The sequence below is a fragment of the Spiroplasma ixodetis genome (genome assembly GCF_059729505.1).
The window spans coordinates 1,035,522-1,050,213 of record NZ_AP038353.1 but is presented as its reverse complement, the minus strand read 5'-3'; the positions used below and the strand labels follow the sequence as shown (position 1 = coordinate 1,050,213).

The following is a 14,692-nucleotide window of genomic DNA, read 5'->3' as shown; positions in this document are numbered from 1 at the left end:
ACTAGGTATCTTATTGAATTTATATGCAGCTTCTTTTGCATATAAATTAATATTGTGTTTTGAAACTTTTATGTGTGTTCGAAAAGTTCGTGGGATGTGTTTTCATGCAGATTCAATCTGGTTTGTGTTTACACCTGTTGATGACACATACCCAACTTCATGATTTACGATTTCATGTTTGTGATAGAAGTTTTTTGAAAACTCCATATCCCTTCCAAGAATCCGTAAACAAACAACACCCAGTAGAAATGTGTTTCAATGCAAATCATAAAAGGTTTTTCTCATCTGCTTTTTTCAATACTTTCACAATTAGTTTGTTGCTGGTTTTCTCATAAACTCCAACAATCAAGGTTTTATTCAACAAGGATCTTCCTTGTTTTTTAAAACCTACATGTATACATTTCATCCATCTGTGCTGTGCCATCATCAATGAACCCTACATCTTGATTCCAAATTCTAGTTCTGATTTCATGACCCATTCTTCAAGCTGTTTTATATGTCACACCCAATTCCCTTGCAACATCTGTTGATAGTATACCATCCTTTGTGTTTATTCATCTAAAGATAAGATAAAACCAAGATGTCAAAGGTGTTTGTGACTTGTGAAAAATGGTGTCATGAAGAATACTAAATGTTTGATGACATTTCAAACATCTTATTCTTCTCAAATCATAAACATTCAAACTAGAAGAAGCACACCTGATACATTTCATTACTTTCAAATTCGCTATATATTTCAAACAATCGTTTTCATTTTGAAATATGCTATTGAATTCATTTCAATTCATTTTTTCCTCCACACTAGTACATGTGGGGATAATTTCCTAAAATATTTATATTTAGTAGAAATTAATGCCCTATTGTTTTAAAAAATAAAACAATAGGTTTTTTTATTTTAGTATATTAAATTTATAAAAAACTTTTTTAAATAAAAACCTATTTACTTTAAAAATAAAGTAAATAGGTTAAAAACTTATATTAATTTTTAAAAACTATATCATATTACAAATATAGAAATAATAGTTAATATATTTTCATTCCTATTAAATATAAATTTCACTTTCTTCATAAAGATTTAATAATTTTGATAAATGATCACCAACTCCACCCTCATCATTAGTTTTAGTAGTAATATCATTGGCAATACTTTTAATAACAATATTACCATTTTTCATTGCTACACCATAGCCAACTTCCATCAACATTTCTTTATCATTAATTTCATCACCATAAGCAATAACATCTCTAATATCAACATTATAATATTGAGCCAAAATGCGAGCTGTCATTCCTTTATCAATAAATTTACTTGAAATTTCAAAGATTAGTTTATTATTATCATAGCGATTTCAAGTATTTACCTTAATTGAGTTTGAATATTTTTCTAAGTCACGATATACTTGATCAAGATTGGTATTTTCTTTAAATTCAATTAAAATGACATTAGCGCTCCCTTTTCAATCACGAATTAATTTACTAATTGTAAAAGTATCATTTTCAATAGTATCTAAATGAAAATAAGTTTCAAAGAAATCATCTTTTTTCAACATACTGCTTTGTTGTAATATTCAATAACCGCGTTTTCAATTTGTTGAAAAATATAGTCTTCATTTAAAATATGTTTAACAATTGTTTCAGAAATTGGAAAAACTAATCTTTTGAATTTTTTGATTGTTGGATCATGAATATGGCCACCATTAAAATTGCATAGTAATGTATTAAGACCTAATTCACGATAAAATTTAATTGATCCACGATAAGGTCGACCAGTGACAATACAAACAATATGCCCTTGTTTTTGAGCATCAATTAGTGCTTTTTTAGTATTAATATGAATTTCTCGACCACCACTTTTTAATAGAGTACCATCTAAATCAACTAGGATTAAATGTTTTTGTTTTTTATTGTATAAAGACATTGTCTCTTCCTCCTATCTTTCTTTCTCGATAAAATTAATACCCATTGTGTCTTGAACAAAGTTTAATTTTTTAGTAGCAATATTATTAGCAAAATTTGCACCTTCTTCTAAATATTTTGCTAATTGTGATGATTTTTCGTTAATAAATTCTTGGTGTTTTTTTTGCATTGGTTCTAATAAATCATTTATTACTTTAATTACTTCTTCTTTTAAAAAACCATAATTGTGATTGCTGAAGTATTGTTCACAAGTTTTGATATCTTTTTTAGTAATGCTAGCATAAATAGTTAATAAATTACTAACTCCAGGCTTATGTTCTGGATCAAATTTAATAATATTTTCTGAATCAGTAACTGCTTTTTTAATTTTATTGGTAACTTCTTGTTTGCTATCGCTTAAAAAAATAGTATTTCTTAGATTAGTATCAGATTTTGACATTTTTTTTTCAGGTTCTTGTAAACTCATAATTTTCTGTGCTTGTTTATCAATAATGATTTTAGGAATTTTGAATAAATCAGTTTTATAATTGTTATTCATTCTTGTTGCTAAAGTTTTTGTCAATTCTAAATGTTGAGTTTGATCAACACCAACTGGCACAAAATCAGCGTCATATAGTAAAATATCAGCAGCCATTAATGCTGGATATGTAAGAATACCTGTTGGAATACTAATCGTTTTATTTTGTTGATTTGTCATTTTTTGACTTTTATCTTTAAATTGTGTCATTCGTTCTAATTCACCGACATAACTATTACATAATAATATATATCCTAATTGACTATGAGCTAAAACATCAGATTGAATAAAAATATGAGATTTATTTGGTATAATACCAGCAGCAAAATATCAAGCAGCAATATCTTTAATATTATCTCTTAATTCTTGTGCTTTTATTGGTAGTGTTAATCCATGTAAATTTGCAACAAATATTAAGAGTTCATGTTCTTCTTGCGATTTTAAAAAATTATTAATTGCTCCCAAGTAGTTACCAAGAGTTAATTTTCCAGTGCTAGTTATTCCGGATATAATACGAGCCATATATTTTGCTTCCTCCAAATTAATTTTTTAATATAATTAATTATCAATGATAAAGTTAAATAATTCAATTAATTATATTAAAATTTGTTTGATTTTGATATAATAAAAACATAAATTAAAAATAGTTTTTTGACCCATAGCTTTTATTTTTTAAGAGTAATGATTTTTTTATTTTATAAAGGAGTTTTTTATGTTATTTGGAGAAGAAAAATATAAGGATGATTTACAAAAATATTTAAAGAAAATAAAAGATCGAAACAATGTGAAAGAATATCTTCAAACTCTTAGTTTAAAACTTAATGAATTAGAAATCAAGAAACAAAATATTGTTGAAAAACAAGCAATTTTTGAATTTGAAAGAAAACAACTAGAAGATATATTGAAGAAAGCTGAAAGTCAATTAAGAAATATCAAAGATAGTGAAGATAAAAAAACATTTATTGAAGAATATGTTAATCAGATGACTGATAAATTAAAAGTAGTTAATGAATATATATACTTTAGAAGTTGAAAGTAAAGAAACTAGTAAAGATATAAAAAACAGAAATCTAGACAGAGTAGATAACAGAAGAACCTTAGAGAGAATTAGAAATGAATTATTTAATTTAAAAAAAATAATTCAATAATCATCTTTTTTTAATGGTATTTTAAAAGCATTAAAAGAAAATATGACAAAATTACAAGAAGAAAAAACTAAAATATTAAATTTAAAAAAAGAAATTTTAAAAAAAGAAGAATTGAAAGTGGAATTACAAAGTTTAGAAAAGTTAATTGCATTAATAAAACAAAAATCAGAAATTGAATTAGAAATTGAAAGATTAGAAAAAAACAAGGAACAATTAACAACAAAGATTGATGTAAATAACGGTCAAATACAATCTATTTTTAATGATAATGAAACTTCTAAAGAACAATTAATCAAAAAAATAGATGAAATAAATTTAAATATTAAAACATTAAATGACAAAATAGATGCAAAAACTAATTCAATTTCTCGTTTAGAAGAAGAAATTGAAAGTAATGATAAAGATATTAATTTAAAAGTAAAAGATTGAACAGATAGTAATTGACGTCGTGTTATTGCACTATTAACTTTTGGTATTTTTTGTAGTTACAAAAGTGTTCAGAAAAAATTAGATAAAGAATTTGTTAATTGAAGTAATATAAATAAAGAAATTGCTGATTTACGAATGACAAATAAAAGTAAAATAAAACAAAAAAAAGATTTGTCTGATGAAATATTAAAACATAAAAAAAGAGACAAATATATTAAAGGAAAATTGACTAGTATTAAAAGCACAATTAAGCAAAAAGAATAATACTAAAGAAATAGAAGATTTAAAAGTAACTAATAGTCAAAAACAATTTTTATTAGAAAATACAATACTAAAAATTAAACAACAAAGAGAAAAATTAAAAAATATTTCAATTGAAAATACGCAACCATTAACTGATTTAGAAATACTTCAAAAAGAAAAAAGTGATAAATTAAATTCATTAAATGCCATTAGTTTAGATAAACTTGATAAAGATATAGAAACAGTAATAGTAAGAGAAAGTTAATTAAAAATAAAAATTAATGAAAATGAATCATCTATTTCAGATTCTAGTTTAGATAATTTTAAGATAGAAGTAGAAATTGAAACAAAAAAACAACTTTTAGAAATAGAACCATTTACTAAAGTAAAGCCACTCTTAGAAAAGATCGATTCTAACGATTCTGGTATGTCAATATCGAGTGAAAATTTCCCAAAAATATTTATAAAAAATATTTTTGGGAAGTTACAGTGTTAAATAAATATAAACACAAATGCCAAATAAACCTTAAAAAATTTAGTTCCAAATTTTATTTACGAACTTTTTTTATTTTTTTTAAAAAAAAGATTGCTTAATTTATAAAATTTGTTAAAAAAAAGAAGAACTAAATATTAGTTTTTAATCCATTAACTTTAATTCAAAGTTAATGGATTTTTATAAAATTGAAAGAAAGAATCAAAAGGTATAAAAATATATGAATACAGAAAAAACAGTTAATTTTTTATTAAAAAGTAAAGAATTTGAAAATTATGAACAAGAATTCAAAAAATTAATCAACATAGGTAATGAATTTCAATTTTTAGAAAGAAAATATATTGAAGAAGGAAATTATCCCCACATGTACTAGTGTATAGGAAAAAATGAATTGAAATGAATTCAATAGCATATTTCAAAATGAAAACGATTGTTTGAAATATATAGCGAAGTTGAAATTAATGAAATTTATCAGGTGTGCTTCTTCTAGTTTGAATGTTTATGATTTGAGAAGAATAAGATGTTTGAAATATCATCAAACATTTAGTATTCTTCATGACACCATTTTTCACAAGTCACAAACACCTTTGACATCTTGGTTTTATTTCATCTTTAGATGAATAAACACAAAGCATGGTATACCATCAACAGATGTTGCAAGGGAATTGAATGTGACATATAAAACAGCTTGAAGAATGGGTCATGAAATCAGAACTAGAATTTGGAATCAAGATGCAGGGTTCATTGATGATGGCACAGCACAAATGGATGAAATGTATCTTTCACATGTAGGTTTTATTCAACAAGGATCTTCCTTGTTGAATAAAACCTTGATTGTTGGAGTTTATGAGAAAACCAGCAACAAACTAATTGTGAAAGTATTGAAAAAAGCAGATGAGAAAAACCTTTTATGATTTGCATTGAAACACATTTCTACTGGGTGTTGTCTATTTACGGATTCTTGGAAGGGATATGGAAGTTTCAAAAACTTCTATCACCAACATGAAATCGTAAATCATGAAGTTGGGTATGTGTCATCAACAGGTGTAAACACAAACCAGATTGAATCTGAATGAAAACACATCCGACGAACTTTCCGAACACACATAAAAGTTTCAAAACACAATATTCATTTATATGCAGCTTCTTTTGCATATAAATTCAATAAGATACCTAGTTTTGAAACTATAATTTTGTGTTTGATTTAGATACATGTGGGGATAATTTCCTAGATAGGCTTTTATCTCCATTTATGTGATAAAATTTAAAAATAGTACATAAAGGGATAAAAGCCAAAAATAATATGATATAATATGTGGGTGAAAGATATAGCAGAAAAGATCTTTCATGTAGTTATTTTCTAATTTTGGTCAAAGATAGTGTGGAAATATATATTATTATAGTAATTTAGAGTTTATTAACTTTTATCTTTAAAAGATAAAAAAAATTAATTTTAAAAAAAGAGTATTTAAATCAAATGTAGTCTAAAAGCAAAGAGGGGTATTGTCATGATTAAAATATATGTTTCGCCAAGTTGTTTGTCTTCAAAAAAAGTTATTCAATTTTTTGATAAACATAAAATTCCATATATTAAACGTAATATTATCCATAATCCATTGACCGATACTGAAATTAAATTATTATTAAGATTTGTACCAAATGGTGTTGGTGATATTATTTCAACAAGAGCAAAGTTTATTAAAACACATGCTATTAATATTGAAAAGTTAACAATGTTACAAGTTTTTGATTTAATTAAAACTTCACCAACTGTTTTAAAACGTCCAATTATTGTTCAAGAAAATAAACAACGTATTCAAATTGGTTATAATGAAGATGAGATTGAATTATTTTTACGTGGTTCTATTGAAAACGAATTTGAAGATTCTTGTGAAATATTTTAATTGAAATATGATTGGAATACATGTTGAAAAATTATAAATTTGCAATTATTGCTAATAAATATGAGAATTCTCAATCATTAGCTAAGGAATTAAGGCCCAAGTTATTGGCCCTTAAAGCACTTGAAGATACTTCTTTTCCAGATATTGTTTTTATTATTGGTGGTGATGGAACATTTTTAAAAGCTGTTCATGATTATAATAATATACTCAATACTGTTAAGTTTGTTAGTTTTAAATGTGGTAATCTTGGTTTTTATGAAAACTTTTTAAACACAGAAGTTGACAAAGTATTAATGTTAATTGATAAAAAAAATAATAATTTAATAGTAAATAAATTTTCATTATTAGAAGTAAATATTAATAATAAGATTTTATATGCTATTAATGAAGTTAAATTTGTTAATTTAACAACGACTCTTTCATGTCAAGTGTTAATTAATAATCAATTATTTGAAAACTTTCGTGGTTCTGGTTTAGTTATTGCAACAAGAACTGGTTCGACGGGTTTAATGAAATCACTTGGTGGTGCTGTTTTAATTTCAAATCATAACTTAATGCAATTTCATGAAATTGCTCCAGTAGCTAATAATAGTTATCGCAGTTTAAATTCACCACTAATTTTGGATGAAAATCATGAAATTACTTTGAAAAATATTCAAAAAGATAGTAAATTGAGCGATTTTGGAAAATTAATTGTTGATACTTTTGATTTTAATGATAAAATAGATGATAAGGTAACAATTAAATTATCAAAATTAACGTTACAAGTTTTAGAATATCGACTTAATCATTATTCTTTACTTGCTAAATTAAAAAAAGCTTTTATTCAAGAAGATTAAGAAAATATTTAAAAATATATTAATTAAGGAAGGTAATCATGCCAATTTGACAAATAGTATTATTAGTTATTGCGTTGTTATTTGCTGTGGCTAGTATTGGGATTTGAATATGAAATATTAGTAAAGCTAAAAAATTACGCAATCAACAAGAAAGTAGTTTAAAACCCATTAATAAACCACAAAAATTCCCATTTAAATTACAAAATTTTATTGTTGATTTAGGAGGAATTGATAATATTAAAGGGACAACAGCAACAGCAAATAAAATTAAGGTAGATATTATTGATCATTCAAAAATTAATTTTAATAATCTTAAAAAAATTAAAAATCGTGGTATTTTAGACCAAGACGATAGTGTTAGTTTAGTCTTAGGAACTTATTGTAATAATTTAAGTATTGCTATTAATGATCTTATTAAATTAAATAATGAGAAATAAGTTATTTTTTGTAATATACATAAATACCATTAATTAAAACATAAGTGTTAGTATATCCCAATTCTCTGAGTGTTAGTGCAGCAGCAGTTGAACGATTTCCTGCATTACAAATAGTTATAATCACTTGATTTTTGCTTTCAATATATTTACTAGGATTTTTAATCAAATCATATTAAGGAATATTAACAATATTAAGTTCACCATTATCATTTGTTATTTTTTTTAAAATTTGATATTCAGCAACATCACGAACATCAATAATTAAAGTTTTATTTTTAATTTTATCAAAGTCTTTATTTAAAATTTCAATTTCATTTTGTATTTTATGTTTAAACATAAGTTATGACATCCTAAAATAAAATTGTTCTATAACTTATTTTAACATTTTATTATGTTATAATGCTCATAGTTGCGACAAAAAATGGAAGTTAAGGAGTAAAATAATGTTAAAAGAAAAATTCCTTTTTAAAGAAGGAAAATATGAATTAATTGTTGAATTAGGTACAATGGCTAATTTAGCAGAAAAATCAGTAAAAATTACTTATGGAAATACAGTTGTATTAACAACTGTATCTTATAATGAAGTTATTAATAATCAAGATTTTTTTCCATTACAAATAGTTTTTCAAGAAAAGTTATATTCAGTTGGTAAGATTCCGGGTGGTTTTTTAAAGCGTGAAGGTCGACCTAGTGAATATGCAACACTATGTGCTAGATTAATTGATCGTTCAATTCGTCCATTATTTCCAAAAGGTTTTGTTAATGAAGTGCAAGTTGTAAATAATGTTTTTGCGTTAGATGATGTTTGTGATGTTAGAGTAAATGCAACTTTTGGGACTTCACTTGCTTTAGGATTAAGTAGTTTGCCATTTCAGGGTCCTAGTGCTACTGTTGTTGTTGGTAAAATAAATGATGAACTTGTCCTTAATCCAACACAAGAGCAATTATTAAATTCAAAAATGGAATTAATTGTTGGTGGAACAAAAGATGCCATCAATATGGTTGAAGCAGGATGTCATGATATTTTAGAAAAAGATATGATTAAAGCATTAAAATTTGCACATGAACATATTATTAAATTAATAATTTTTCAAGAAAGTATCATTGAAAAATTAAAACCAAATAAATTTGAGCCACAGTTAGCATTAATTCCTGTTAATATTGAACAATTTGTAGAAACAAATTGTCAATCACAAATTAGTAAAATTAGTACTACTGTTGATAAAAAAAGTCGAAGTAACTTGATTAAAAATTTAGTTGAAGAAACATTTCAAATTTTTAAAAATGAATTTAATCAAGAAGTTTTAAATATTGGTGAAGAAACAACTATTCATAATTTACGCAAAAGTATTGATCAATTATTACAAAAAGCAATGCGTACTATGATTTTAAAAAATAATGTACGAGTTGATGGACGAAAAGCTGATGATATTAGAAAATTAACAAGTATGATTGATGTTTTACCTATTGTTCATGGTAGTGCAATGTTTACTCGTGGTGAAACACAAGTTTTATCAGTTTTAACTTTGGGTGCACTTGCTGAACATCAAATTATTGATGGATTAGGTAAAGAAGAGTATAAACGTTTTATTCATCATTATAATTTTCCTCCATTTTCTGTTGGTGAAACCGGAAGAATGAGTGTTCCTTCACGACGTGAGATTGGTCATGGCGCCCTTGGTGAAAAAGCATTATTACAAATTATTCCTCTTGAAAAAGATTTCCCTTATACAATTAGATTAGTATCAGAAGTATTAGCATCAAATGGTTCAACTTCACAAGCAGCAATTTGTGCTTCATCAATGGCATTAATGGCTGGTGGTGTACCGATTAGATTTGCAATTGCTGGTATTGCCATGGGTTTAATTAAAAAAGAAAAAGATTTTACAATTTTAACTGACATTCAAGGATTAGAAGATCACTTAGGTGATATGGATTTTAAAGTGGCAGGAACAGCCAATGGTATTTGTGCTTTACAAATGGATATTAAAATTACTGGTATTGATTTTAATATTATTACACAAGTTTTGGAAAAAGCCAGAGTTGCGAGATTACAAGTATTAGCAAACATGAATGAAGTAATTAAAAAGCCTAGAACTACATTGGCACCTAATGCTCCAAAAATTATTCAAAAGTTAATTCCAATTGATAAAATTCGTGATATTATTGGTGTTGGTGGGAAAGTTATTAATAAAATTATTACCGACTGTGATAATGTTAAAATTGATATTGAAGATGATGGACGATTGATGATTTATCATAATGAACAATCAGCCATTGATAAAGCTTGACAAATTATTGAAAGTATTGTTAATCCTGTTCAAATTAAAATCGGCTCTGAATTTGATAGTAAAGTTGTAAAAATTGTTAATTTTGGTGTTTTTGTTAATTTACAAGATAAGATTGATGGTTTAATTCATATTTCAGAATTTTCAAAAAAATTTAATAAACGTATTGATAATTTAAATAATGTTGTTAAAATCAATGATATAATTAAAGTTCGAGTAATTAAAGTTGAAGATAATAGTAAGCTTAGCTTAGAAATTATTGATAAATAATTTGAAACTATTTTTAATGAAAATTAATTACATTTTTATTATTAAATTAGTGTTAAAATACTAATAACATAATATAGCAGCATCTTGGGAATTTAAGTTAAAGTTTTAATTTTTATGTTATTCTAAGATATTAAATTTTATAAAATAAAAATAAAGAAAGTTTAAAACTGGTGAAAAAATGGCAAAGATAAAAGTATTTGCTCTGGGTGGATTAGATGAACGTGGTAAAAACTTATATGTTGTTGAAGTAAATTATAAGATATTTGTATTTGATGCCGGCATTAGACTCCCAGAAAGAGAAATCTTAGGAATTGATATTATTATTCCAGATTATACATATTTAAAAGAAAATAAACATCGTATTCAAGGTATATTTATTTCAAAACCATCTGATGATGCTTTTGGAGCACTACCTTATATTTTAAAAGATTTTAATAAAATAAAACCCGAGTATAAAGTTCCAATCTTTACTAGTAAATTAACTGATTTTATGATTAAGCAGAAATTAGAACGTTTTCGTTTTATTAATCAAAATGAAATTATAATTAAAACTATTGAGCCTGAACAAAAAGTATCGTTTGGTAATGTTATTGTTAAAACATTTAAAACAACTACTTCAATTCCAGGTAGTTTAGGTTTTTTTTTAACTGTAAATAATGGTGAAAATATTAAATTAAATGAAACAATTGTTTATACGGGTGATTATATTTTTGATGGTGAACATCGTAGTGATTTTACTACTGATATTCAACATTTAGCTAGTGTTTCTAAAAATGATGTTTTATTATTAATTAGTGAAGCAACATGTGCCAATAGAAAAGCTTTTACAGCTCCTAAGCATAAAATTCAAACTATTATTGAACCAGTATTAAAAGAAGCACCAGGAAGGGTTATTCTTGCATGTTATGATCAAGATTTATATCGTGTTAGTGAAATTATTAATGCTATTAAAGAAACTGACTCTAAACGTAAAATTGCAGTTTATGGTGCAACTTTATATGATATTTTATTAAAAGTTAATGATTTAAACGCTTTCAATATTGATAAATCACAAATTATTAATTTAGCACAAACAATCGGTACTAAAGATACAGTAATTATTGTTACTGGTAGTGGTGAACGTTTATTTACTAGAATGAATAAAATTGCTATTGGTAATGATGATTATTTAAAACTTGAATCGCAAGATACAATAATTTTAGCAACTCCACCAATTCCAGGAAATGAATTGGCTCATGCAGCCTTATTAGATGACTTAGCACGTACTGATGTTAAAGTTATTAATATATCAGAAAAACAAGCTTGAAGTTTAAATGCTTCTTATGAAGATATTAAGTTAATGGTTAATATTATTGAACCAAAATATTTTTTACCAGTTAAAGGTTTATATAAAGATTTTGTAGCAGCACAAGCAGCAGCCATTGATGCTGGTGTGTTACATAACAATGCTTTAATTCATGATAATGGTGAAGTTATTACTTTTGAAAATGGTAAATTAATTGATAATTTTGTTAAACAGTATGTTGCACGTCCTTCTCGTTTTAATGATAAAAATGCTACTAATAAAACAACAGATAACTTAATAAAAACTGGTGATGTATATGTAGATGGTATTGGTGTTGGTGATATTGGTTCAATTGTTATTAGTGAAAGAAAACAATTACAACGTGATGGTATTTTAATTACAGGAGTGACAATAAATCGTAAAAATAAAGAAATTGTTTCTTTAATTGATGCACAAATGCGTGGTGTTGTTTATTTAACTAATAATGAAGAAATGTTGAAAAAATTGCAAAACATTATTATTAATGTTATTGAAAAATATAAAACTAATAATGCTTTTAGTCTTAGTGAAGTTAAGACTAAAATGAAAAATGATTTACAAGATTATATTAAAAAAGAAACTGGTAAGTTACCTATGATTTTAACAGTTGTTAATGAAATTTAAGGTTAATGATAATATCATTAACCTTAAATTATATAATTTTTTCATACTTAAACTAATTTTAAAATTTATATAATGTTTAGTGAATTAGAACCAGTTTATAAAAATACTAAAGACTATTGAAAATCAATTTAAAATAATTTATAGTGCATTTAGTAAAAAAAACATGAAAATTATTGCTGGAAAATTTGAAAGTAATAAAAAAATTTCTTCAACTGAAACTAATATACAAGTTGAAGAAATTTTTTATTTTATTAATTAAAAATTCAATAACTTTGTAAACTACATTATATAAATTAATAGAAAAATTTAAAATTTAAAAATTTCATGGATTATAATGCCCTTTACCTTTTATTTTTGCTGCATTTTCTGCTTCTGCACGTTCTCTTTTTTGTCTTTCATCTTCTTCAACTGCTCTGGCACGTTCTCTTAATTCTTTAGTTCTATCTTCTTTTAATTTTTCTTGAAAAATTTTTTCTCGTTTTGCTTCTCTTTCTATTCTTTGTTTTTCCATATATTCATTTGCTTCTTTTACACGTTGGCTTTCTTCTTCGGCTTTTCTATTTTTTTCTTCTCTTTCTCTTTCTTTTTTTAATTTTTGTCTTTCTTCTCTTTCGACTTTTAATCTAGCTTGGTCTCTTTCAATTTTTCGTAGTTGTTCTGCTTGTTTTTCGGCTTCTTTTTGTCTTTCTTGTTCTTTTTTTTTATTTTTATTAAAACCTCACATTGTTTATGTCCTCTTTAAAATTAGAAAATAAAAACTTATTTTACTTTAAATAAAGCAACGGGTAAAACTTATATTAAGTTTACAATAATTATATAATATTATATAAATTAATTGTTAAATAAATATAAATAAGAAAAATGATTTATTTTAAATTTTTAAAATCTAGAAAATAATGAATATGAAATTTAAATAATACATTTTTTATGATAAAAGTATTAAAAAAATATTATTGTTTTTTTGCAATAATAAATCAAAAATCGATTATAGAAAGATATTACATATATCAATTATGTTATACTATTTTTATAAGTTATTTTGTGGAGACTGTTAAGAGGTGATATTCTTATGATTAAAAATGGCATTAAAATATCAAAATCTCAATCTCGTGGTGATGAAGTTGGGTTACTTTTTTTCTTATTAGTAATCTTCTTTTTCCTAATAGTTAGTTTAACTAGATTTTCAATAATTGGTAAAGTACTTGATGATTTTCTTTTTTCTTTTTTATTTGGATGAGTGAAATATGCTGTTTATTTATTTATTTATTTAATGATTATTCCTTTAACTTTTGGTTATCGCATGCAATTTAAATTGAAGTATATTTTTGTTACTTTTTTATTTTTAGTGATTAGTTGTTGGACAACACAAACTTTAACTTTAATAATTTTAGGAAAGAATAATTTATGAACTAGTTATTATAATTTAAACATATTAAATATTAGTGAAATATACGTTAAAAAATGATGAAATACAAATGCTATAAATAATTATCTAGGTTTTTTTGCTTCACCAATTTCTTTTAAAGACTTTAGTGTTGAAACCTTTTTTCCAGCATATTCTACTGGTGGCATTATTAGTAATGTTTTAATAGGTATTTTTAATTATGGTTTTTTTGTTACTAATTTAATTGCAAACTTTATTAGTATTTTTTCTTTAACTTGTTTATTTATTTTTAATAAACCTTTTATTTTCTTTAGCAAAATAAAACAAATTATTAAACAAATTATTATTATTAATAATAATAAAAATAAAAAGCAAAAAAATAAAATAAATGCTGATTTAAAACAAAAACATATTAAGTTAAAAAAAGAAAAATTATTAATTGATAAACAAGTTAAAAAATCTTTTAGAAAAGAAAATAATTTTAATAAGGAATCAAAGAAGGAACCACCTATATCACCAGTAAAAAAAGCAGAAATAAAACAAAATGAAATAAAAAAAAATGATAATAGTGACATTATCAATAAACCTTCTTCACCTATTGTTTATTTTAATGAAAATAGTTATTTAACTCCTTTTGGTAAAATTGACCCTGAAAAACAAAAAGATGTAATGAGTAATAGCAAAGGTACTCTTGTAGTTAAAAAAAGTTTAGAAGATAGTATTTTAAATCGTGAAATTATTAATGATAACGAGACTATTATTAATAACGAATCATAAGTAATTAATAATGAATAAAATTAAGAGTTTACTTTAGGATAAAACATTATATTAATGTTAAAATCAAAGTATCTTTTAATTTGTTAATAAATTTAGGT

At 24.4% G+C, this 14,692-nt stretch carries 18 protein-coding genes; 10 read left to right on the top strand and 8 right to left on the bottom strand.

What is annotated here, in order from left to right; all coding sequences use genetic code 4:
* Nucleotides 1-46: 46 nt before the first annotated feature.
* The 5 genes from AC6I4F_RS06775 to trpS form a co-directional block, all read right to left on the bottom strand.
* Nucleotides 47-424, bottom strand: a complete 378-nt coding sequence (locus AC6I4F_RS06775) for a hypothetical protein (RefSeq protein ID WP_497874792.1) — start codon at nucleotides 422-424, stop codon at nucleotides 47-49.
* On the bottom strand, nucleotides 381-788 hold the full coding sequence (locus AC6I4F_RS06770; RefSeq protein ID WP_497873298.1) for a transposase: 408 nt from the start codon (nucleotides 786-788) through the stop codon (nucleotides 381-383). Before AC6I4F_RS06770 ends, AC6I4F_RS06775 begins: the two co-directional genes overlap by 44 nt.
* Before the next feature lie 255 nt (nucleotides 789-1,043).
* Nucleotides 1,044-1,550 (bottom strand): HAD hydrolase family protein, encoded by a 507-nt coding sequence (locus AC6I4F_RS06765; protein ID WP_497873297.1) that lies wholly within the window; start codon nucleotides 1,548-1,550, stop codon nucleotides 1,044-1,046.
* Nucleotides 1,508-1,918 carry an HAD-IIB family hydrolase gene (locus tag AC6I4F_RS06760; protein WP_497873296.1) on the bottom strand — a complete coding sequence of 137 codons (411 nt, stop codon included), beginning with the start codon at nucleotides 1,916-1,918 and terminating at the stop codon, nucleotides 1,508-1,510. Before AC6I4F_RS06760 ends, AC6I4F_RS06765 begins: the two co-directional genes overlap by 43 nt.
* Nucleotides 1,919-1,930: 12 nt before the next feature.
* Complete coding sequence (gene trpS, locus AC6I4F_RS06755) at nucleotides 1,931-2,956, bottom strand: tryptophan--tRNA ligase (RefSeq protein WP_497873295.1); 1,026 nt, start codon at nucleotides 2,954-2,956, stop codon at nucleotides 1,931-1,933.
* A gap of 190 nt (nucleotides 2,957-3,146) precedes the next feature.
* Here trpS and AC6I4F_RS06750 point away from each other — a divergent pair, with 190 nt between their 5' ends.
* The 7 genes from AC6I4F_RS06750 (at nucleotide 3,147) to AC6I4F_RS06720 (ending at nucleotide 7,927) form a co-directional block, all read left to right on the top strand.
* The gene (locus AC6I4F_RS06750) at nucleotides 3,147-3,473 is read left to right on the top strand and encodes a hypothetical protein (RefSeq protein ID WP_497873294.1); all 327 of its coding nucleotides are present in this window, start codon (nucleotides 3,147-3,149) and stop codon (nucleotides 3,471-3,473) included.
* A 151-nt stretch (nucleotides 3,474-3,624) separates the two neighbouring features.
* Nucleotides 3,625-4,275 (top strand): hypothetical protein, encoded by a 651-nt coding sequence (locus AC6I4F_RS06745; RefSeq protein ID WP_497873293.1) that lies wholly within the window; start codon nucleotides 3,625-3,627, stop codon nucleotides 4,273-4,275.
* 692 nt (nucleotides 4,276-4,967) lie between these two features.
* Nucleotides 4,968-5,120, top strand: a complete 153-nt coding sequence (locus tag AC6I4F_RS06740) for a hypothetical protein (RefSeq protein WP_497873292.1) — start codon at nucleotides 4,968-4,970, stop codon at nucleotides 5,118-5,120.
* A 13-nt stretch (nucleotides 5,121-5,133) separates the two neighbouring features.
* Nucleotides 5,134-5,955, top strand: a complete 822-nt coding sequence (locus AC6I4F_RS06735; RefSeq protein WP_497873291.1) for an IS1595 family transposase — start codon at nucleotides 5,134-5,136, stop codon at nucleotides 5,953-5,955.
* Nucleotides 5,956-6,255: 300 nt separating this feature from the next.
* Nucleotides 6,256-6,651 carry a Spx/MgsR family RNA polymerase-binding regulatory protein gene (locus tag AC6I4F_RS06730; protein WP_174481244.1) on the top strand — a complete coding sequence of 132 codons (396 nt, stop codon included), beginning with the start codon at nucleotides 6,256-6,258 and terminating at the stop codon, nucleotides 6,649-6,651.
* A 20-nt stretch (nucleotides 6,652-6,671) separates the two neighbouring features.
* Entirely contained in the window at nucleotides 6,672-7,490 is an 819-nt protein-coding gene (locus tag AC6I4F_RS06725) for an NAD(+)/NADH kinase (protein WP_497873290.1), read from the top strand.
* A 38-nt stretch (nucleotides 7,491-7,528) separates the two neighbouring features.
* Nucleotides 7,529-7,927: a PTS sugar transporter subunit IIB gene (locus tag AC6I4F_RS06720; protein WP_497873289.1), complete on the top strand. Its 399-nt coding sequence runs from the start codon at nucleotides 7,529-7,531 to the stop codon at nucleotides 7,925-7,927.
* 1 nt (nucleotide 7,928) lies between these two features.
* Here AC6I4F_RS06720 and AC6I4F_RS06715 read toward each other — a convergent pair whose 3' ends face one another.
* Together AC6I4F_RS06715 and AC6I4F_RS06710 are read right to left on the bottom strand one after the other, a co-directional pair.
* Nucleotides 7,929-8,093 carry a rhodanese-like domain-containing protein gene (locus AC6I4F_RS06715; protein ID WP_497873288.1) on the bottom strand — a complete coding sequence of 55 codons (165 nt, stop codon included), beginning with the start codon at nucleotides 8,091-8,093 and terminating at the stop codon, nucleotides 7,929-7,931.
* Between the two features lie 6 nt (nucleotides 8,094-8,099).
* Entirely contained in the window at nucleotides 8,100-8,264 is a 165-nt protein-coding gene (locus tag AC6I4F_RS06710) for a hypothetical protein (protein WP_497873287.1), read from the bottom strand.
* Nucleotides 8,265-8,370: 106 nt separating this feature from the next.
* Here AC6I4F_RS06710 and AC6I4F_RS06705 point away from each other — a divergent pair, with 106 nt between their 5' ends.
* The gene (locus tag AC6I4F_RS06705; RefSeq protein ID WP_497873286.1) at nucleotides 8,371-10,485 is read left to right on the top strand and encodes a polyribonucleotide nucleotidyltransferase; all 2,115 of its coding nucleotides are present in this window, start codon (nucleotides 8,371-8,373) and stop codon (nucleotides 10,483-10,485) included.
* Between the two features lie 178 nt (nucleotides 10,486-10,663).
* Nucleotides 10,664-12,433 (top strand): ribonuclease J, encoded by a 1,770-nt coding sequence (locus tag AC6I4F_RS06700; protein WP_497873285.1) that lies wholly within the window; start codon nucleotides 10,664-10,666, stop codon nucleotides 12,431-12,433.
* Nucleotides 12,434-12,746: 313 nt separating this feature from the next.
* Here AC6I4F_RS06700 and AC6I4F_RS06695 read toward each other — a convergent pair whose 3' ends face one another.
* On the bottom strand, nucleotides 12,747-13,157 hold the full coding sequence (locus tag AC6I4F_RS06695; protein ID WP_497873284.1) for a hypothetical protein: 411 nt from the start codon (nucleotides 13,155-13,157) through the stop codon (nucleotides 12,747-12,749).
* 345 nt (nucleotides 13,158-13,502) lie between these two features.
* On the opposite strand from AC6I4F_RS06695, the gene AC6I4F_RS06690 reads away from it, so the two are divergent.
* A complete protein-coding gene (locus tag AC6I4F_RS06690; protein ID WP_497874791.1) occupies nucleotides 13,503-14,594 on the top strand; it encodes a hypothetical protein in 1,092 nt (363 codons plus the stop codon).
* Nucleotides 14,595-14,692 lie beyond the last annotated feature (98 nt).